At 47.7% G+C, this 20,737-nt stretch carries 17 protein-coding genes; 4 read left to right on the forward strand and 13 right to left on the reverse strand.

Annotation, left to right across the window (positions count from 1 at the left end; genetic code table 11):
• Window positions 1-66 precede the first annotated feature (66 nt).
• Window positions 67-1,029, forward strand: a complete 963-nt coding sequence (locus F7C38_06550) for a winged helix-turn-helix transcriptional regulator (GenBank protein ID MCE4601206.1) — start codon at window positions 67-69, stop codon at window positions 1,027-1,029.
• A 1-nt stretch (window position 1,030) separates the two neighbouring features.
• On the opposite strand, the gene F7C38_06555 is transcribed toward F7C38_06550, so the two are convergent.
• The 8 genes from F7C38_06555 to F7C38_06590 all read right to left on the reverse strand — a co-directional run bounded on the left by F7C38_06555 (window position 1,031) and on the right by F7C38_06590 (window position 9,868).
• Complete coding sequence (locus F7C38_06555) at window positions 1,031-2,110, reverse strand: glycosyl transferase family 4 (GenBank protein ID MCE4601207.1); 1,080 nt, start codon at window positions 2,108-2,110, stop codon at window positions 1,031-1,033.
• Window positions 2,101-2,682 carry a hypothetical protein gene (locus F7C38_06560; protein ID MCE4601208.1) on the reverse strand — a complete coding sequence of 194 codons (582 nt, stop codon included), beginning with the start codon at window positions 2,680-2,682 and terminating at the stop codon, window positions 2,101-2,103. The genes F7C38_06555 and F7C38_06560 overlap by 10 nt, the downstream gene beginning before the upstream one ends.
• Complete coding sequence (locus F7C38_06565) at window positions 2,679-3,005, reverse strand: hypothetical protein (protein MCE4601209.1); 327 nt, start codon at window positions 3,003-3,005, stop codon at window positions 2,679-2,681. The genes F7C38_06560 and F7C38_06565 overlap by 4 nt, the downstream gene beginning before the upstream one ends.
• A gap of 32 nt (window positions 3,006-3,037) precedes the next feature.
• On the reverse strand, window positions 3,038-3,880 hold the full coding sequence (locus F7C38_06570) for a deoxyribonuclease IV (GenBank protein ID MCE4601210.1): 843 nt from the start codon (window positions 3,878-3,880) through the stop codon (window positions 3,038-3,040).
• Window positions 3,881-3,986: 106 nt separating this feature from the next.
• Window positions 3,987-4,568, reverse strand: a complete 582-nt coding sequence (locus tag F7C38_06575; protein ID MCE4601211.1) for a VWA domain-containing protein — start codon at window positions 4,566-4,568, stop codon at window positions 3,987-3,989.
• Window positions 4,565-5,329 carry a type II toxin-antitoxin system ParD family antitoxin gene (locus F7C38_06580; protein MCE4601212.1) on the reverse strand — a complete coding sequence of 255 codons (765 nt, stop codon included), beginning with the start codon at window positions 5,327-5,329 and terminating at the stop codon, window positions 4,565-4,567. The genes F7C38_06575 and F7C38_06580 overlap by 4 nt, the downstream gene beginning before the upstream one ends.
• 56 nt (window positions 5,330-5,385) lie before the next feature.
• Window positions 5,386-5,937 carry a hypothetical protein gene (locus tag F7C38_06585; GenBank protein ID MCE4601213.1) on the reverse strand — a complete coding sequence of 184 codons (552 nt, stop codon included), beginning with the start codon at window positions 5,935-5,937 and terminating at the stop codon, window positions 5,386-5,388.
• Window positions 5,938-5,986: 49 nt separating this feature from the next.
• On the reverse strand, window positions 5,987-9,868 hold the full coding sequence (locus F7C38_06590; GenBank protein ID MCE4601214.1) for a methyl-accepting chemotaxis protein: 3,882 nt from the start codon (window positions 9,866-9,868) through the stop codon (window positions 5,987-5,989).
• A gap of 212 nt (window positions 9,869-10,080) precedes the next feature.
• On the opposite strand from F7C38_06590, the gene F7C38_06595 reads away from it, so the two are divergent.
• Window positions 10,081-11,304: a hypothetical protein gene (locus F7C38_06595; GenBank protein MCE4601215.1), complete on the forward strand. Its 1,224-nt coding sequence runs from the start codon at window positions 10,081-10,083 to the stop codon at window positions 11,302-11,304.
• On the opposite strand, the gene F7C38_06600 is transcribed toward F7C38_06595, so the two are convergent.
• A complete protein-coding gene (locus F7C38_06600; protein ID MCE4601216.1) occupies window positions 11,294-13,228 on the reverse strand; it encodes a hypothetical protein in 1,935 nt (644 codons plus the stop codon). The genes F7C38_06595 and F7C38_06600 overlap by 11 nt on opposite strands.
• Before the next feature lie 153 nt (window positions 13,229-13,381).
• Between F7C38_06600 and F7C38_06605 the strand changes: the two genes are divergently transcribed.
• Window positions 13,382-13,906 carry a hypothetical protein gene (locus F7C38_06605; protein ID MCE4601217.1) on the forward strand — a complete coding sequence of 175 codons (525 nt, stop codon included), beginning with the start codon at window positions 13,382-13,384 and terminating at the stop codon, window positions 13,904-13,906.
• Here the strand turns inward: F7C38_06605 and ppsA are convergent.
• The 3 genes from ppsA to F7C38_06620 form a co-directional block, all read right to left on the reverse strand.
• Complete coding sequence (gene ppsA, locus F7C38_06610) at window positions 13,903-16,344, reverse strand: pyruvate, water dikinase (protein MCE4601218.1); 2,442 nt, start codon at window positions 16,342-16,344, stop codon at window positions 13,903-13,905. The two genes, F7C38_06605 and ppsA, sit on opposite strands and share 4 nt — an antisense overlap.
• A gap of 111 nt (window positions 16,345-16,455) precedes the next feature.
• On the reverse strand, window positions 16,456-17,772 hold the full coding sequence (hisS, locus tag F7C38_06615; GenBank protein MCE4601219.1) for a histidine--tRNA ligase: 1,317 nt from the start codon (window positions 17,770-17,772) through the stop codon (window positions 16,456-16,458).
• Window positions 17,773-17,827: 55 nt separating this feature from the next.
• A complete protein-coding gene (locus tag F7C38_06620; protein MCE4601220.1) occupies window positions 17,828-18,781 on the reverse strand; it encodes a radical SAM protein in 954 nt (317 codons plus the stop codon).
• 202 nt (window positions 18,782-18,983) lie between these two features.
• Between F7C38_06620 and F7C38_06625 the strand changes: the two genes are divergently transcribed.
• A complete protein-coding gene (locus tag F7C38_06625; protein ID MCE4601221.1) occupies window positions 18,984-19,970 on the forward strand; it encodes an AbrB/MazE/SpoVT family DNA-binding domain-containing protein in 987 nt (328 codons plus the stop codon).
• A 19-nt stretch (window positions 19,971-19,989) separates the two neighbouring features.
• Here F7C38_06625 and F7C38_06630 read toward each other — a convergent pair whose 3' ends face one another.
• Entirely contained in the window at window positions 19,990-20,730 is a 741-nt protein-coding gene (locus F7C38_06630; protein ID MCE4601222.1) for an ABC transporter ATP-binding protein, read from the reverse strand.
• Window positions 20,731-20,737: the final 7 nt, after the last annotated feature.

Below are 20,737 nucleotides of genomic sequence, written 5' to 3' on the forward strand. Positions count from 1 at the left end.
AAACAATCGTTTCCTTACAACGCTATTTAAGTTTAACAAGGGACACACATAATAACAGGAGACGCCATGAGGACTAGAACAAAGACCGAGACACAACTACTAAGCCTAATAATAAGGTATGGTCCGCTGACCGCGTCAGAACTAGCAAGGATATCCGGTTACTCCAGAAGCTGGGTGTGGAAAACCCTACAACGCTTATCCAAGGAGGGAGTTGTCAATCTAGAGAAACGCGGGGGCACACTTATAGTAAGGCCATCCACCGCGTCCTACAAGAAGCTCCTTCGGATAGGCATACTAAGAGCCTCAGAGTACCCCTATGTAATACCCTTCGCTAAGAGACTAAAGAACTACTACCACGAGGTCGAGATAATAGTCTACGATGAAGCCTTTAAACTAGCCTATGACATAGCACTAGGCAGGCTCCACTTGGGGTTCGCCCCGGCTATCTCACACCTGATAGTCCACAGGGTCAGTGGAGGGCTGACCTACATTATGGGTGGGGGAAGTAAGGGTGGAGCCGGTATAATAGAGGGTAGAGAGGGCTCCGGTCATATGACAACTATGGCCTCAACAATGGAGTTATGCTCTGAAGTAATGAGGCTTGAGCCTCCCCGTGTCTACGCTAGGACGGGAGATGCCATAATAACAGGCGTACTGGAGGGTAGGGCCAGGTATGGAGTCGTGTGGGAGCCCTACCTTTACCTGGCCCAGAGACGGGGCCTACGGGTGAATGAGTGTGGCCTACCATTTTGTTGCCTGCTAGCTGGGAATATTGGTATGGCTGGAGAACATGAGAGGGTCTCTAGACTGCTCTCGCAGGCCATGGATGAGGCTCGAAGGAGGCTGAGGGACCCTCTCCTAGCCGAGTCCTATTCGAACCTTATCGGGATCGATAAGAATATTGTGGCTGAGACAATGACTCGGTATGAGTTCTTGGCTGAGCCTCCTGTTAACGAGCTGAAGTCGCTACTCAACTCTATGAGGAGCGTAGCGTTTCCAGACTGGATCCTGCGGGAGGCTATTCTCTAGACTAAATTAATATAATAATTATAGATAATAATATTATTACGGCTTCGAGTAAGAGGATGAAGGCCACAACATCGCTCTCAGACACATGTGTAGGACACTCATAACTACCGCTCTTTATCTTGGCTAAGAGTTTCAACGCTATGTGGGTCACGCTATAGACCTTGTCTGACGGCGGTGCCAGACTCCCGTCGGGGCATACGTAGGCAAAGTTTCGTTTCTCCACGCCCGTGGCTTTGGCTCGTAGGAAGAGCGCTAGCTCTACGAAATACAATGCGAAGACGGCCACGCCGAACTTCTCGAAGTTACCCAATATCACGAGCCCCGCGAAGTACGCTCCGATGCCATATGTAAACGAGTTACCGGGAAACGTCAGCGCGGGGTACTTGTTATACGCTATAAACGCCAGTATGGCAGCGATGCCTATCACCGACGCTACTATTACCAGGTCTAAGCCCTTCAACAAGCCCAGGACCAGCGACGCCAGCAGTAGTAGCATCCCCATACCCGCCTCCAGCCCGTTATAGCCAGCTAGCATGTTGAAGGCATTCGAAGCCCCTATGACCCCAATGGGGACCACGACAAGGGGATACAGGAGGCCTAGATCGACCACTCCCACGAGCGGCACATCTAGCCGTGAGTAGCCGGCTTTTATCGCGACCAGGGGAAGTGATATGGGTGCCATGAGGGCGATCCTTGTCAGAGGGGATAATCCCTTAACCTCTGTATCGCTTCGTTTGTAGCTGATTAGGCTCAATACATCGTCTATGAAGCCCATTAGCGTTGAGAGGAGGGTCATGAGGGATAATGCTAGTAGCGATGAGAGGACGAACTCGCTTCCACGGCAATATATCTGTATTATCTCGAAGAACAATAACCCCATACTTATAGCGATAAGTGTAAAGGTGCCCCCTGCTGCAGAGGCATGGGGCTTGCCTGGTTTGTTCTCGTCGGGAACCATGAATAGACTAGTCTTGGAGGTCAGCTTGATCCATTTACGGGTGAGTACTAGGTTTATAGCGAATGCTATTAGAGACGCTGCTAGCAGGTCAATTGCGTGTATCTCTGTGTCGCCTAGTTGCATGCCTCGGCCTCCCACTCCAGGTAGGCTATTACCTGGCTGGTCTGGTAGCTGAGGGGACCTATACTGGCCTTCGCATCGATATAGTTTCTTATGTCGTTAATTATGTGTTCTGGGATGTCGATTTGAGCGCCCAGGAGATACGCTCTGGGTTTTACCCGGGGAAGCCCTGATATATCCTCGCCGTCCTCTGCCAGCAGGATAGTTTCGAAGCCTGCTTTGCTTATGATAGATACAACGTCTCTAACACCTATAGCGTACCTATCTATGCATACGCTCTTACCTTGCACTGATTTTCGAATGTATTGTAGAGCCTCTCTTTCACTTGAAAACCTGCATCCCTCCCTATACCTGTATACTATAGTTGCTGGGGGGTTTGGCGGGCCTAGCAGGACTGCTACTAGGAGTGATTTACTCCTAGCGATGCTGAGCATGGACCTGGCTATCTCGTCTATTCTACCACTAGGTCCCGCGTAGCCCCGGAGAGGATAGTTTGTGTCCGTCCTGGCGGTAGGTGAAACGATAATGTAAATGGTGTCAGCGGATTCCTTGTGTATTGTTTCTTTGAAGGTCAAGGGTCCCTCAGTATCTCTTCTATCGCCTTCTTGGCCTCCTTGTAGGCTTGTTCTTCGTCTGGCTTTGTTGTAGCCGGGTCGAAGGGGTATGAGCCGAGGACTAGCTTCACGGTTCCATCTTCTAGCTCGGCGAAGAGCTGGGGGAGGGCTGCCATGCCTAGGTCGTCGGTCTGCCCGTGTTCTATGGCGTACATGTAGTCCTCCTTTTTCACCTCTAGCTCAACGCCTAGCTCCTCTGAGAGCTTCTTGGCCAGCGACATCCACGCTTTATGTAGTGGGTGGAATTCCGCTGTGTCGAGTACGAGCTTCGCTATCTTACCCATCCTATACGTCACCGTATCCACTCTGTACTGGTCTAGCTTTTAACTTTCTCCTCGCAGATCTTCTTCATGAGCAACGCATCCTCTTCTAGTATCGGGCTCTCGCTGATAACTACGGCTTCTATTCCAGCGCTTAGGTAGGCTTCACAGACTATACTCCATTCTGGCCCATAGCCTTCCTCGGAGAGGGTGTGGTGTTCCCTTTCACCGCCTGGCCCATATTCGATCTTTGAGAAGTGTGTGTGTAGCGGGCTGATTGCCTTTTTGCCCAGGTTTTTCTCGAAGTACTCTATGACCCCCAGTACATCATCTACGCTGACGACCTTCTCTCCCTGGTATCTGGCGTAGTAGTGGGCCCAGTCTATCGTTGGCCTGCACCTCTCTATCTCTAGACATATCTCTACGACCTCGTCTATGTCCCCGATGGCGGCTACCCTGCCCATGACCTCCGGCGATATGTCTGGCTTTGTGACGAAGCTAGGGAGGGCCTCTAGCACCCTCTTGTACCCGGCTATTGCTCTCTTGAGCGCCTCCTCCTTGGATTTGTTTCCCTTGTAGTAGCCGGTGTGTACCACTACGGCGTAAGCCCCCATCCATTCCGCTGCTACGAGCGAGTCTACTATCCTCTTTACACTCTTCTCGACTATCGCATCGTCGGTACTCGCCAGGTTTATATAGTAGGGTGCATGGAGCGATAGTACTATATCGTGTTTCTTGGCCTCTTCCCCGAAGCGCTTCGCCTTGGCCTCACTTATCCTGACCCCCCTAACCGCTTCATACTCCATGGCGTCTAAGCCTATACTTCTTAGGAATTCCGGCACTTTCTCCAATGCTCCTTTGAAGGATATAGGTTTCCCAGCGGGACCGAAGCGTATCATATCTCTCCATCCTCGTTAGATAACGCTCAGTTCCCGGGTTTAATTGTTGAAGTAGGAACCGTTAACTCGACAGGATATATAAGCTTCTGGCCGCGTTGTTGATAGTCTATATGAGTGTCTCGTGTATCTCTAGGTTAGCTAGTTTCATCAAGTTCCTTAGTGCCTCTGTTTTGGTCTCGGCATTATACCAGTTTAACAAGTTGTTTTTCTCCAGGTATTCTAGTGTTTCTACTATCTTTATCTTCTCCTTGACGCCGAGGGTTAGTATGTTCACGTCTACTCTATGGTTTGCCGCGTATATGGTTGCTAGTTCTAGGGGTGCTCCTGCGTTATAGTCTCCGTCTGTTATCATTACGATCTTCCGTTTCCTTAGGCTCTTCCGCAGCATTTTTACCGCGTCTATTATAGCGTCTCCTGGAGCCGAGCCTTCGAACGTCTTGTTGATTATTGATAGTGTCTTCATAATTTGCGATATATTGTCTGTGGGAGGTAGTAGTGGTATTGACTTGTTGTAGAAGACAACTATGCCGATTCTGCTTCCCTTCTGTTTTAGTATACGCTCGACTATCATTGACATTATATGGAGTGTTGCGGATAACTTGCTTGGTTGCATGTCGTTAAATGATCTCCCCATGCTCAGGCTTACATCTATAATATATACAATGTCTTCAATCTCTTGATCCTTCACCGTTGCTCTGCCTCCTCCATACTACTTGGATACATGTATGGCAGGCCTCTTAGCGATAACAGGGTCTCTCTATATTCAATGTCGTTTATTATTTTTTGTTTTCTGGCATATAGTAGGAAGCTGATTGAAGGGATTACCTTAATGTTATTCTGGCTCGCTACCTTTTGCACGTAGAAATCGTCGGATACCACTGTCATCTTTGTATTCTTAGCATGGTTTATTATTGAGTATTCGTGTCGTGTTAGTAAGAGATTCTGTGGGGGTTTCGATTCCTTAATCTTGATTAGCTTGAAGGCGGGGAGCTTCTTTGCTCCCACTCTTGAGGCTGTGGCGCTCATTAATCTATAGTAGTGGGCTAGGCTCTCGGGTATGTAGAGCTCTATGACGTTGCCAACTCCATGAAATATATTATATAATAATGTATTGAATATCACGAATATCGATATGGAGTCGATAAGGTAAGTCCCAGATGAATCGACGTCTGGTACATCCCCCTGCCAACCTAATCCTGGAGTCACGCCGTTAACGAGCAAGTAGTCAATAAACTTCGGACAGGTAGTTTCGGCGAATTCACAGGCGTATGCTAATGAAGAGCCCTTCGTGACGTAGAAATTTAAAGCGATCCTCCTTAGATCCATGGAGGAAAGCATCCTCCTAACGGCGTCTCTAACCGCTTCAGAGACGCTGGCATATATGCCTAGATCCACCAGTCTCCTCAACTTGTGTTCAAGCACGCCGGATATCTCGACGCTTACTACCATATGGGTAGTCCCTCTGGAAGGCCCGGTACATATATGGATTTGTGAATAATTATAAGCTAGATAGCGTATCCCAATCCCTCTGAGACGTGCTCTAGCGACTTACTCACTAGGGTCTCTATCTTCATATTCTGTCTCAAGTAGATTACACCTCCTAATAGCGACATTATCCTGTTCTTCATCAACCATTTTGGCGGCGATGTAGTGGGGACCACAAGCAAGGGTTTCAATCCATTATTTAAACTGGATACGAGGATTAGTTCGAAGTCCTGTACACCTCTACGTGGCGGCTGCCATACTATTACGAGCCTTGGATGCTCTAATTGAGCGTCACCGAGTTCTGTGACCAGCTTTACGACCTGAGAGGGGTCACTACGTCCGTGGAAATCTTTTATACCAGCTATGTGTGCAAGGATCCCTTGTTTATCTAGTGGTAGTTGTGCCTCGGCACTGTACTCTATAATGGGATACGCGTTCTCTCCAAACAAGATTATAGTAAATAGTTTATAGCTTTCTAAGACGTCAAGTACTCTCGCTAGCATCCTGAGCCTGAGGGACCGGGGGATACTGCTTGTATAGTCTAAGGCAAAAAACATCGTGGGCTCGAACAATACAATACACCAAGAGAAAAAGGAGATTGGGATTGTTATTTGTTTATCTTTAAGGAGCCTTCTTGAAGAGTAGACCTACGGCGACGAGTACTATTATCAGTATGATTACGTCTAGCACTAGCAGTAGCGTCAGCTTGCCGCCCATGCCGCTCACGTTCTTGTTTGTCTCGTCGACCTTTGAGGCCACGTCGCTTACGCTCTTCTGCAGGCTGCCGAGGTTATTGTTTACGTCAACTACTGATCCCTTGATGTCGGCTACGTCGCCCTGCACCTGCGCTACAGCGCCTGATAGCTGGTCTAGCTTGTTGTTGATTCCGGATAGAGTGTCGCCTAGACCCTTCAGCGCGTCTAGGTTGCCTAGACCCTGTTCTAGCGCCTGCTTTAGCGCGTCTATCGAGGCTGTGATGTTGCCTGCCTTGGTGTTTATCACTGCTACTACTTCGTCTCCCTTGTTCTCAACAGTTACCTTTACGTCATTCAGCAGTCCCTTCACGGTATCCAGGTCTGCGGTTACTGTTCCTAGGGTTGTCTGTATAGTCGCGACACCATCGGATATGTCGGTTATCGTTGGCTCTAGCTCGTCGAACTTAGTCAGTAGCACGGATACCGTTGAGTTGACAGTGTTGACTACCGTCGCTAGCTGGTCCTCGACTCCAGCCAGTAGCAGTCCGCTGCCCTTGATGAACATTATGCCGCCGAAGGTCTTCCAGCCTGTCTCTGATACCGTGTAGTTGACAGTGTATGGAGCTGTTGTGTTGTCTATTACGCTGGGTGCTGCGAGCTGGAACTTGAATTCAACTCCCACTATTCCGGCATCCTCGGCGTTGGGCACCTTGAATGATAGAGCTAGTAGACCATCCTCGTATGTTGCTGATACTGGTACTGTGACTTCGCTGCCGTCGGGTAGTGTTAGCTTGGCTACTACCTTGCCGAATGCTGCTACGAACTTCATCTTGACTTCGTCGCTTGCTCCTGAGATGTTTGCTGGGAACTGGAGTCCTGACAGTACTGTGCTGTCAGCGTAGACTGTGAATGTTGACCCTGCTATTGCGTATGGCATGTTGTCTAGGTAGAATCCGTGTCCGGGTAGTAGTATCACTAGTATTGGCTCCTCTAGTATTGGCGTGGTTGGGTCGTCTACGGCTACGATGTTCACGTAGTAGTCCTCGTATACTAGGCCGAAGGGTATCGGGAATGACACGGTTAGAGTGCCGGTTCCGTCGCTGAACCATACGTATGGTAGTGGCTCTCCTAGCTCGTCTGCGGTCGGTGACCATGTGACCATGTAGGCTCTGTTGGGTGCTACTCCGCTTACTGTTATCGTCATGGTGTCGCCTGATGAGAAGTACGGTGATGATGGGGCTGAGACTAGTGCTGGTACTATCTTGATTGTCGTTGGGAAGGTCTCGTAGGTGACTGTTCTCTGTATGTACGCGGCGTAGGTTCCGGCTGGGACTGCGGGTACTGTTATTGTGAATACTACGGCTCCGTGGTTGTTAGCGTTGCCGTGGGCTACGGTGCCTATTGTTGAGAATCCGCCTACTAGGGCCTCGCCGGCCTCGAAGTTGACTCCGATTACCTTGATTACATCGCCTGGGTTGGCTTCTGTCGGGTCTACGAATACCTTTGCTCCTCCGTAGAGGTCTGCTCTCGGGCTTGAGGCTATGAACTTGAATGCTCCGGCCAGCTCGCCCTCAGCTGCTCCGTAGTAGTACTTTACTGCTAGTAGGTTTAGACCGACTACTGATGCGTCGTTTGGTAGCTGTATTCTAGCTACTAGGGTTCCAGTGTTGTCCGACCAGAGTACTGTCTTTAGCTTGTTTGACGTGTCATAGACCGGTACGCTTACACCGTTGAGTTCTATGGTGTACGCCTCGCCTGGTACTAGTCCTGTGAATACTACCTGTATGTAGTCGCCTGGGTGTACTACCTTGTAGGGTCCAGCGGTTTCTAGCCTGGGTGTTATGCTGGATGGCGAGCTTATCACGCTCTGGACAGTACCACCAGCGAACTGTATCATGTAGTAGCTTGTGTGTGTGTATGTTGATGCGATTGTTGCCCCTAGCGCGGTCTTTAGTTCAACCTGAATGTTTACTATGTCGCCAGTAGCCCAGTTGTTTAGTAGGTCTGCATAGGCTACTACGTACTTGAAGTGTAGTACTCCATTCTCGTTTGCTATGAAGTAGCCTCTGCCTAGGCTACCCTCGACTACGTCTACTTGGTATACTCTGTAGTTCGTCGCAATGTTGAATGACGTGCTGCCCATTACCTCTTCTACTTTTACCTTTGCATTGGGTGAGAGTCCGTCAACATAGAAGTGGATCGTTTGCACTCCTGAGAGTAGATAGTCGGCGTTTGGTCCATAGCCGTCCGGCTCCCACCATACGTCGACATCCCAGGCTATCTTGACTTTGTATGGGTTGTTGCCAACTCCGACTCCTACTAGGGTTCCACCGGTGTTCGGGTCTACGGCCTCTGCTGTTAGTCTGTATACTATCTGGTTGGCGTTGTTGTCGTAACCTGGTAGGACGGGTGTCTTTACCCATCCTACAGCTGCTCCCCTATCGTCGGTTGTTAGTTTGCCAGCCTCCTTATGGCCAACATATATCGTTACTTCTGTGTTTGCTGGGAAGTTGATTACTGCAACCTTGAACGCCCATCCAACTTGTCTGGTGATCGTTGAGCCTGCTGAGAGGACGCTGGTTGGATCTGAGGGGTTGAATACTACCATGAACTCGTCTCCATAAGCTGTTGGAGTTGATATGGCCATTACCGAGTATATGCTGTCGCTTCCGTCACCAGCTGGCCCTAGGCCTCCTAGTGGGAATGTTCCAGGGGTGTAGTCTACGTCTCCTGAGGCGTAGGTTAGTGTGACATCGACCATGCCGCCGCTTATCCCGGCGGGCTTGTTGTCTAGTAGCTCTATTGTGAACTGCACGTTACCGTTTGCATCGGCTATTCCGCCGCTTGTGATTCTAGCTCTTATGAGGGCCCTTGAGGAACCGTCGAAGACGGAGAGTGCTACTGGTGTTGTCGTGTCTAGCTTTGAGTTTGCTGGGAAGCCCTTTCCTGTTAGGGTCACTGTCTCGCCGATTACGCCCTGGAGGGAGAACTTGCTTGGTGATAGGCTTGGCTTTACGTATACCCACATGAATGCGCCGTAGCCAGCGTCGCTGACTGCTACTACTGCGTGGAATCCTTCAGGCGCGTCTGGCACTGTGAACGATACTTTTCCGAAGCCACCACTGGTACTGGTTAGTGTCTGTCCTCCATAGTAGTCCCAGTAGAGGGTTACTGTGTCCCCGGGTATGTAGTAGTAGACAGTTACAGTCTGTCCTGGGCTTGCCTGCTTGACCGTGCTAGGCCTGTTGAATACTGTTAGTGTCGGGAGTGAGCTGCTGCTGTATGTTACTCCTATGTAGTAGCTTGGGTTCGCGCTACCGATCCAGGGTACTCTGCCTCCCCAGTCTTCTACTGTCAGCTCGGGGCCTACTACTCCTGAGGAGCCGTCGGCCGAATCTGAGACAAGTAGGTATGCCGAGCCGGCTGAGAGGTAGTCTGAGCCCTTGAGGGCCGCGTCGCTGTAGTCGTTTGGCAGGTATATGATCGAGCCCTCTGGGATGGTCGTCTGCCCTGGCTTTAGTCCGATCCATGCGTCGCCATTACCTGTGCCCCAGTTGTTGCTGTTTGATAGCTTGATGTAGAGTGTGGCTCCTGGCGTGAAGGAGCCGCTTACCTGCTTTACTGTTAGTAGAACGTCTTGTCCCTTTACGATCTTGCTGGGGTAAACCTCTAGCTGTGTCCCTCCTGATACTGCTTGCGATACGAAGAGGTTGCCTAGTAGTCCGCTTAGCGCTGCTAGTGGCGTGGCTACCATTAGGGCTATAAGTATTAGCGACGCGATCTTCCTCGTAGTATATCTATTCGACACTTTACACTCACCCTTCACTCGGGTGTTTCAGTCTGTTTCTCTTAACACGGGTCAGACAGTATTTAAGAGATTCGGGTTAGGAAATAATTGGTAGTTCCGGGATAAACCTGGAAAAACCTGGTATCGGCCTTGCCTTCGGGGTTCTGTCCATGTAACGTAATAATTCCTCCTGGAGAGGCTTTGACTTATGGCGTGATTGAGGTAGTTTGGGCTTGAATAGAAGCGCGTTGCCACTAGTTGCAGTAGGCGCGATCGTGTTCCTCCTATTATTAGCGTATAGTCTAGCTGGCTTAGCCTATAGTCCGCTTTATAGTGTTGTTCTTGAACGTGAAAGCCTGGCTTCTGTGCAACCAGGTACTCTAGTCCTAGATAGTATCTTCTTCAGGGGACAAGAGGTTGCCTTGGTGTCTAACAATATGTCCACGTCACTACTCTTTATAGGAGAAGACGGCTCAACCAAGGAAGTTACTATAATTAATGGTGGCGTGAAGGCTGGGGCTATGAGCGTTGCATCTCCCGATTTACTGTTAGTCTCCACATTATTTAATAATGAGTCTATTCACATCTATGGTGTTTATCCGAATTATAAATATAAACTCTTATATAATATTAATATTAATCCTTTATTTTATTCCATCGAGGATGTATCAATATCACCCACCGGCTATATTGCTGCTGGAGGAACGACTGTCTCGGCTAAATTGAGCCTCCAGAGCTATCTGGTACTGATGCACGGAGATAAAGTCTTATGGAGTAAAGAGTGGGGTGGACCTGACAAGGATGTCGTTGTTGATGTAGAGAATAGTGACGACCTTGTATGTAGTCTCTCGATTCCAAACATATTGAGATGTTTTGACACAATGGGTAATTTAGTTATGGAAAGAATGCTTGGAGATACCATTACTTCATTTAAAATTTATGATAATTATATTATAATAAATTATATTCAATTTAATAAATCTTATATAGCTGGTCTTGATCGTGACGGCGCCATAAAATGGAATGTAGACGTGACCCCATATATAATTACTGATATAACTATAAATTATTATAATAATATAATTGCTGCATCAGGCTTCATTAAAGTAAATAACCGCTATTATCCTGGTCTAGTATTTATTGATAAAGAGGGAAGACTCTTAATTAAATCAAAGTTTGATCACGTCCTAAAGCGGCCAATGATATTTCTAGTTAATAGCTATAGCGACAAGTTTGCTGTCACCTACATTAATGGTACAACGTTGCATTTGGATATAGTTGAGCTGAATAAGATCAATCAAACTACCTCCACCGTCACTCAAGGTAATTCAACGACGTCCATCGAAGGTGTGGGAAGTGTTAACAAGCTATTATTGATCCATTATATATTAATATTAATTATAATTTCTACTATTGGTATAGGTATCTATTTATTTAAAGTAAAAATTAATAAATAATTAAAATAATAATTTTAAATAGTTTATAGCTATCTATGTAATAAGGCAGATACGCTACGTAGTTACCTGGCACGTCTATATCGAACTCTTGTGCTGGAACTTCGGCAAGATCATTCGCGTACAAGTCAGAGGGAACTCTTATCGGACGTGTTGTTGACTGTAAATCAATAATATTTATGTATATTGTATCAGCGCTTGAGGAGTTGATTGGTATACCACCTATTAAGGGGGCTAATCCATGATACGTGTTGTTGAATTGCCTTAGATATCCGTCCCCCACAGGAAGTACAACTAGATATTCTGATCCATGAATAATATCTTTTATTAATATTAATGCCGGATAGTATTGGGGATAGCCCACAGGTGTTTCAACGGAAGACACATTATACCTGTAGTATTCGTAGGGACCCATACTATCATGAGTATAATCTACCTTAATCCTAGTAGTTGCCGGTAGAATCTCTGGAGGATTATACTTTACTGCGAGATTTGTTATGTTACGCAATGGAATGGCTTTCCAAGAATCAGTCACTGGTCTTGTTACAGTCACTCCATTGAGCTCCATTTCTATATAGGCTTGACCCGATAGATCCTTCGAAGAGTCCTTGTACATGAATTGCATCATCGCTTTAGTTATTGCGTTTGAGTATGAAGGTACTATCTTAATCAGCCTGTAGTTTATCGCACTATCAGCAGAGAGGGGCTGGAGTTCGGCCTTGGCAGTGGTCGAATTCAGCAACAACACCTCTCTTAAGAATAGGGTTGCGTTCATGTCAAACTTTCCTAGGTCCGAGGTGCTAACTAATAGGGCGATGCCATAGTTGGTTAGGAATGATCCGTTCGCCCATCCTTTGAAATCCACTGTCTTACCGTAGTATAGCCTGCATGTCCCATCTAGCTCTGATGTAAAACTAGATAAAGGAGAGTAAACAGTTGGTAGTACGTAAGTCTCGTTGTTATAGTTGCAGTTGTTTGTGCTTGAGTGATAGTTTACCTTGAGGTCTACCTGTATATCCCCGGAGACAAGTAATGTCGTAGAAGCTCTAAGGGTTGATGCGTCTGGCGAGAACGCGATTCCTATGATACACAATGGAGTTGAAATGTCACATAGTACTCTGCCGTATAACTTGACTGCTCTTCCATCGTCATTATAAGTGTAGATGTATCGGGCGACTGGACTGTTATTGGACGGCACTGTGATTGTGGTAGACGCTATTAACGTGTCTCCGTCTAGTGTATAGAGTTTGAAATCTATGTTATCTCCTGGATATCCGCTTCCATTTATTCTCAGCTTGAAAGTTGTTATCGTGTAGGGATCCCCCCGGAGTACGGTGTGTAGGCTTGGAGAACCCTCTACTAGGTGGAGAGCCTCGTTTGCTATGGAAACCACTGTCTCGTTGGAATTGGTGCTTGGGTTGTTGCTGTAACCCGTTGCATTGAATAATGTTTCTATATAGCTACAATCAATATATGTTTTTCTTATTATACTTGATTTTATCTTATCGGGTAACATTAATGCCAGGGGGTCTCGCGTTGGGGTGTAGGGGATTAGTATCCCTTCTCCGATCTCTAGGTAAACTCGGACTGGCGAACAATCATAGGTATCGTCTACGATAATCTCAGAAGTATTAAATATCGTCTTGTTTATTGCAATGAAAGTTAAGTTATCGTTTTTTAGGTAGTATATCCCCTTTAGATATGTTGGTGAAAAAGTATATATTACTACTGATAATGTCTTGTTTTCTAGTCTGGGACTCATATATAGTGGTTGCGATGAGAGTACCAGTCGCCTAGACGCGTCTTCCACGCTTTCTTCCATAATCTTCGAGACGTGCGTCGACGTGTATGCCATGTACGCCACTATGGATGACATAGCGCTGATAAGTATTAATGCCCCGATTAACTCACTTAGTCCTCTCCTCATACTCTAGCCCCTAACATCAGTGTTTATGTTTTTATAATGTGGCGGGGAGTTGGGCGGATAGTATCTCTAGCGACCGGAGGTATGTACTGTTGGTTAGTGAGTAAACGTAAATTACAGAAGCGCGACTAGTCTGTATCTCCAAGGTATCTGGATTTGGAGATGGCTGGGGAGACCGTAGTCGACGAAACTCTGAAGAGGAAGAATGAGGCGTTGGCTGGAACTAGGCCTCATACTACTAGCGCTGAGATTGAGGCCGGGGAGATTGTAGATCTTCTGTCTAATTACGGGGTTAGCTACCGATTAGTTTATATATCGGATGAAGAAATAGGCCGTATACCTATAGTATTCATTGATTTAAATAAATTTTATATATTTATTATAATATTGGGTGATAAGGTTAAATTAACTGGCGTCTTAAGCCTCAAGATATTCGAACAAATAAAAGAGATGCTAACCAGCGACAGCAACAAAAGACCTATACTCATCTACTATAGCAAGAATGGGATCATACTGAAGACAGCCTACTTATTCCTTGGATACCTAATCGAGAAACACAATGTCGGGATCCTATTCGTCAACGGGACCGGAAACGAAATAGCCGAGATAATAGAGAGCCTCTCCAAAAAAGGCGAATTCAAACCCGAAGAAGAAGATTATATTAAAATAGAAAAGGACTAATGATTAGATTTTCCTAGTTTCTCTAATAGAATCTTCTTCTCTATGCTAGCCACTAGCCTCCTCGTCCTCACCACCGCGTCGGGGTTTACGCTAATAGAGTCTATACCCTCCCTTACCAGGAACTCTACGAGCTCCGGGTAGACGCTAGGCGCTTGTCCACAAATACTAGCCGTTATACCGTTTCTGTGCGCGGCTCTAATTATCTCTCTGATAGCCTTTAGCACAGCCGGATCCCTTTCGTCAAAATAGCCTAGCTTAGCTAGCAATGCGCTATCCCTGTCCGCTCCGAGGACTAGCTGTGTCAGGTCGTTGCTTCCTATGCTAAACCCGTCTATCATCTTTGCGAACTCGTCTGCCAGCATAACGGTACTAGGTACTTCAACCATTATCCAGACCTTGAAGTCTCTGCCCCTCCCAAGTCCTTCGTCTTCTAGTATCGCTAGAGCTTTCTTCAACTCCCATACTGTCCTGACGAAGGGGAACATTACCCAAACGTTCTTCAAGCCCCACTCTTCCCTTACCTTCTTCACGGCTCTAACTTCTAGCCTGAAGGCTGGTTCGAACTTCGGAGTTATGTATCTTGACACGCCCCTCCATCCAATCATCGGGTTCCTCTCTTCCAGGTCCTCGTATTTCTCGCCGCCTATTAGCCTCTTGTACTCGTTGGTCTTGAAATCGCTGAACCTAACTACTACTGGTCTCGGGTAGATTGCTGAGGCTACTTTTGCAATGCCCTCGGCTAGCTTATCTACAAAGTAAACGCCCCTCCCCTGGTCAATCAGATAGAGTGGATGGTATCTTATCCACCCGGATATTATGAACTCGATCCTCATGAGTCCTATACCGTCGAAAGGTAGATCCTTGTACCTGTCGATTTCCTCGGGCTGGCCTAGATTCATGTATATCTTAGTAGCGGTTACGGGGTAGAGGTTCATGAGTATCTCTGGCGTGAGGCCTGTAGCCGCTGCGGGCTTCTCCTCGGCCTTCTCCTCGACAACCTTGCCCGAGTAGACGACTCCCCTGCTACCGTCAACCGTGACCAGCATGCCGTCCTTTAAGACCTCAGTCGCATTGCCAGTGCCTACAACGGCTGGGATCCCTAGCTCTCTAGCAACAATAGCGGCGTGAGCGGTCATACCGCCTTCATCTGTAACTATGGCTGATGCTATCTTCATGTATGGAACCCAGTCGGGATCCGTCATTTTTGTTACGAGGACGTCGCCCTTCTTCATCTTCTTTGCAGCTTCCTCAACTGACAAAGCGACTTTTACGTTGCCAACAGCTACACCTGGGCTGGCCGGAACCCCCCTTACAAGCACCTCTCCCTCCTGCTCAACCTCTGTCTGTGATAGTTGCTGGGTTTCCGCCTTCTTCCTACTCCACACAGTTTCGGGCCTGGCCTGTACAGTGAAGATTCCCTCCGGAGGCTCTATATCCGCGTCAATAGCCCACTCAATATCCATGTGATGGTTGAAATGTTCCTCTACTCTCTTGGCTAGCTTCGCCAGGGTTTTAACCTCTTCGTCCGATAGTGATGGCATGTTGGGGAATATGCCATGCTTCTCTATCAGGTCAGCGATCTCTGGGTATTTCTGTCGCAGCTCTTCTAGTTCTTCATCGTTCTCGGGCAGTTTTATCTCCACGTTTGATCTTGATCTCGGATCGTAGAAGAGCGCTTTCTCTTTCTTGACTATTTTTTTATCAATTATCTCTAGTGTCTCCTTGTCTACCGTGAAAGAGTCCGGTGTCACAACACCAGCTACGACGAACTCGCCTAGACCCCAGGAGGACTCGATGACTATCTTGTTTTCATCTCCGGTAACCGGGTGTAGTGTAAACATTACGCCTGCGCTTCTACTGTTAACCATTTTCTGCACTACAACAGCCATGTATGCTTGTTCGTGTGAGACGTTTAGCGAATCCCTGTAGCTTAATGCTCTAGCGGTCCATAGGCTAGCCCATGCTTTCTTTACATGATCTACCACTTCCTCCTCGCCAGCCACGTTTAGATAAGTCTCTTGTTGGCCAGCGAAGCTAGCCTCTGGCAGGTCCTCAACTGTAGCGCTGCTTCTAACGGCTACTCGTGGATTAGGCACGCCGATTCTGCGGCCGAGTTCCCTGTAAGCCTCTATAATCGCCTTCCGGATTTTGGGTGGTACGGGTGTTCTCACGAATTTAGACCTGATTAATTCGCTAGCTTTCTCGTATTCCTCTGGTTTTCCACTTATTATGACTTCGTCGAGGACGTGTTTTACGAACCCGGCTATGCCGGTCTCGTATATGAAATCCTTGTAAGCGTCGCTAGTCACCACGAAGCCTGGGGGTACTGGTATTCCGGCCTTTATCATCTCGCCTAGTCCGGCGGCCTTACCTCCGACCTTCTCATGTAGCTTGCTGTCAACCTGGTCTAACCATAAAACATACTCTTTTCTGGCCACTAAGAGACCACCGGTTTACCTGCTTAGGGCTAAAATATTTAAGAATGACACTTCCCATATGAGGATCCGTTTTAAATGTGAATTTTAGGAGTAAAATGCCTCTAGGGGGATTCACGGGTTAGACAAGGCATTCCTGAGGTATTCGAGACCGCTTGTTTTATCTAGCACTACCCTCTTGTTCTCAAGGGCGTCATATATTGTGATTTTATCGGTCTGGGCTTCATTCTTACCTATGTAGACTAGATAGCGTATTCCTAGCCTCTGTGCTTTCCTCCTCTGGACTCTCGGGCTTACCCTGTTCAAGTCTATCCTGGTGTTAATTCCTATATCCCTGAGTTGCCTGGCTATATCCCATGCGTATGAATAGACGGATCTATCAAGGACTATTACCTGTGCCTGCGTTAGCGTCTTCCGGTCGAGCTTGTAGAATCCCAGTTCAACGCCAGCATCTATTATCCTCTCGATACCGATACTGACGCCAGTTGCTGGTATGTCCTCGCCTGTGAATATACCTATAAGGCCGTCATACCTTCCTCCTCCAGCCACACTGCCTATCCGTGGCTTGTCTAGCACTACCTCTAGTATGGGGCCTGTATAGTAGTCTAGCCCCCTTACTAGGCTTAGGTCGAATAGTGTTTTCTCGGGGTTATTCAGGTAGCTCAGCATCTCCAGTATATGGTTGGTTCCGTCGGTTACGTTCTTGTTGCCACGGTATTTTTTCTGGATCTCTTCTAGTATCTCCTCTGGACTGCCCTCCATAGATATTAAATATTTTATTTTATTTATCTTAGATTCGTTGAGTCCCAACTCCCTCAGCTGGGCCAGAACCCCTTCAAGCCCTATCTTATCGAGTTTATCTATAACTCGATATACTGGGATAGGATTGTCGAGGCCAAGCTCTTCTTCGAAGATACCCCTCAATATGCGTCTATCATTAAGCCTAACCTTGAACCCCTCCTTGAAGCCAAGCGCCACCATACTATCGACAGTTAGATTAACTATCTCGGCATCAGCCTCGGGATAGGGCGACCCCACTGTATCAGCATCACACTGGTAGAACTCCCTGTACCTACCCTTCTGGGGCTCCTCGTGTCTCCATACAGGTCCTATGTGATATCTCTTGAAGGGCAAGGCCATATCACGGTGGTTAGCTATGAATCGGGCCAGTGGGACTGTGAGGTCGTATCGGAGAGCATAGTCTCTCCCGCTCCATGGATCTTGGAACCTCCATATGAGCCTGGACTCAGCCTCTTCACCGTACTTGCCTGCTAGAGTCTCCCAGTATTCTATCGCTGGCGTATCTATGGGGTCGAAACCGTATCTCTGATATACCTTCTCCAGCTGCCCTAACAGCTGTTTCCTTAGAATCATTCTGTCGGGCGGGAAGTCCCTGAAGCCCCTGGGCGGTCTCGGAACCCTGCTAGCCATTCTCCTAAACCTCTCAGCGGGTCCAGGGATATCTCCAGATGCTCCGTGCAATTATTTAATCGATGCTGGCATCGTTGCAGTCGATGATCCTCGATGTAACTATGGGTTCCCTAGAAGGCGTTGGGTATACTTCATATGCAATACACTTACCCTCACGGTCCTTCTCGATGTATATTAGAGTCCCTGACCTGGTTACCTCCTCGAACCAGCGTTTATCTCTCCTCGCCGTGTTAACTAGCCTATTCCTGGTCTGAATAGCATCTTTATAGACTGCCGGGCAGAAGTGCACGGGAATGGTCACGTTTTCCTCGGCCCACTTCAGCACCTCTACAGCCGCTTCATACGCCCCTTCGACCGTGAAGGGCCTCTTCCTTGACTCGCGGAAACCTCTTTTTAGTAATTCTACGGCGTTTGGCTCGACGAACTCCAACTCGTTGAGGTTAACGAAGGACGCCCCCATTCTATCGGCCTTAAGTATGACCTGCTTGGCCCATTCAATTAAGCCCGGCCCTATAGGTATCTCGATGCCGACGTCCATGGACGTCGTTCGAAGCGCTGTTTCCACCCTTTTGATTAGCTCTGGCCGTGTTGGATGGAATCTTATCTCGTCGAGGCCTGAATACTCTAGGGCTTTGAGTATTTCTGGGGTCGCGTATCTGCCGCTAGTGTATAAGTGTATGTGGAAACCATGTGAGAACTCGTTTTTCAGCCCTTCTATGATCTCTATTGTCCTATCGGGCCTGGTCAGCGGATCTCCCCCTGTTATGCTTGCACTGCTTGCTCCCGTCCTCTCAACCTCCACTATTACCTCTTCGATGCTGGCGACTGGAGTTTCATTGACATAGAAGACGTCTCGATAGAGTTTTTCTCTGTTGACGGGGCAGTAGTAGCAACCGTCGTCGCACAACCCTGTTATGAAAATTACTGCTTTTACTCCCATGAAGCAGAGTTCGCATCCTCTAGCCATCTTTGGCCTAGTTAATAGTGCTCTGTCCGAGTGTCCATACACCTTGGTCTTCTCCCTAGGATGGATCTACAGTAGCATGTAAGCGGTTAATTTGTACTTTGTGGTAACGCGGGTGGATTGGATTCGCCGGGATTTGTGTCGAAGGGGCCTGTGGAGTCTATATTTTGGGGGATTGGAGGGGAATGTATTTACATTTACTCATACATATATAGTCGGGCATATATATTTTTACTCGGGGTGGGTGATGAGCGTAAACGTTGAGGAGAGGCGTGTACAGCGGCTAGGAACCAGCTCACTCATAGTCACGCTGCCTAAGAAATGGGTTAAGAAGGTAAATCTAAAACCAGGAGATAAGGTGGCCATCGTAATCGAAGGCGACGAGATAAAGATTCTCCCCCCTTCAAGCACTCCCATCAAGAGAGAGAAGCAAGTAATAAAACTACGCGAGCTGGAAAATAAAGTGTACCTACAGCAACTACCCACGTGCCTCTACATACTGGGTGTGAGAGACGCTATCCTTAACGGCCATTCACTCGATATAACAACGATAAATAAGATTATAACACAGATATCAGGCCTATCCGGGACCCAGGCAACCTGTCTCGGAAACAACAAGATCGAGATAAAAGTATTCATCGACTCTGAGGACGTCTTGCCCCTCCTCGAATCCATCTTTAGAAACCTCGTGCTCATGCTGAGAACCATAAGGAAGGCGCTTGACCGTGAGGAAACCATTACAGAGTTAGTCGATGACGCTAAAATGCTTCAAAAAGAAATCTACAAGAAATACTACCTCATGCTACGGCTAGCACACAAAAATACAGGTCCCACCCATCGAAGACACGAAATCTCTGAGACCCTATTGTCTTCAGAGCTAGGATTACTATCCCTGCTCCTCGGTAGGCTAGCCCTAGAAACTATAAGCACCCTCGCGAGCATAGGAGAGAGGGATTTCAGCCAGGCCACCCTTGAAGCGACAGACGAGCTAATCAAGGCTGTAGACGAGCTGGGATTAATTCTGCGTAAACCCGATCATGCGAAGCTAGCCTCCATATACGATGTCATCAGCCGTGTAAGGAACAAGCTAGACACTATAATACGAGAGGGCGGTAAGACCGACCTCTTCACCGCATCGAAAATCCAAGACTTCTTGATACTCTTAGAGGAAGCCACGTCACTTGTGTCGTGCTGGCAGACTATAACCATACTACTAGAGGACAAGGTATTCTAGGGGTCTTAAAGCACAATTTTTAGTTCAAGCTCCTTAGGTCGGGGATAAAGGAGCTGAGTTCACCCTTTACTGGCATGCGCATCAGTTCTATACCATAGACCCGTTCTAAGAGGTCTTTGGAGAGGCTAGAAGGGTCTCCATGGTACGCTAGAGAGCCCTTGCTGATTATAGTGACGGTATCAAAGGCCCATAGATAGTGTATTTCATGGGTCGTCAAGAGTACAATCGCGCCTGTTTCCATGGAGTATCTACGTAGGAGTTTTATCACGGCAACCTGGTTTCTCACGTCCAGGAATGACAGCGGCTCGTCCAGTAAGAGTAGCGAGGGGGCTCTAGCTAGTGCCCGTGTCAAGCACACCAGGCGTTGCTCTCCACTGCTGAGTGAGGTGAACCGTCTGTGCAATAGGTGGTTTATTTGCAGGAGCTTAAGGTACTTCATGGCATGATCCAGGCCTCCTCTTGAATTGAAGAGCCCGGCCCTGAGCACATCGTATACTGTTGCTAGAGGGTCTATCACCGGGGTTGCTGGCGTATATGAGATCTTAGAGCTGATTTCACTCGTCCTCTCACCACAGTATTCGATTGTCCCGGAGTGGTTTTGGACTCCCGCTATTGCCTTGAGGAGCGTTGTCTTGCCAGCTCCGTTAGGGCCTGCTATCGCGTGGATGCCTTTGATTAGTTGTAGCGTGATGCCTTTGATTATCTCCTTGTCCCGGCTGGTCTTTACAGTTACGTCTCTTAGAGATAGCCTGCATTCCATTTCCCGG

The sequence above is a fragment of the Candidatus Thermodiscus eudorianus genome (genome assembly GCA_015521085.1).
Taxonomy (GTDB): domain Archaea; phylum Thermoproteota; class Thermoprotei_A; order Sulfolobales; family Acidilobaceae; genus Thermodiscus; species Thermodiscus eudorianus.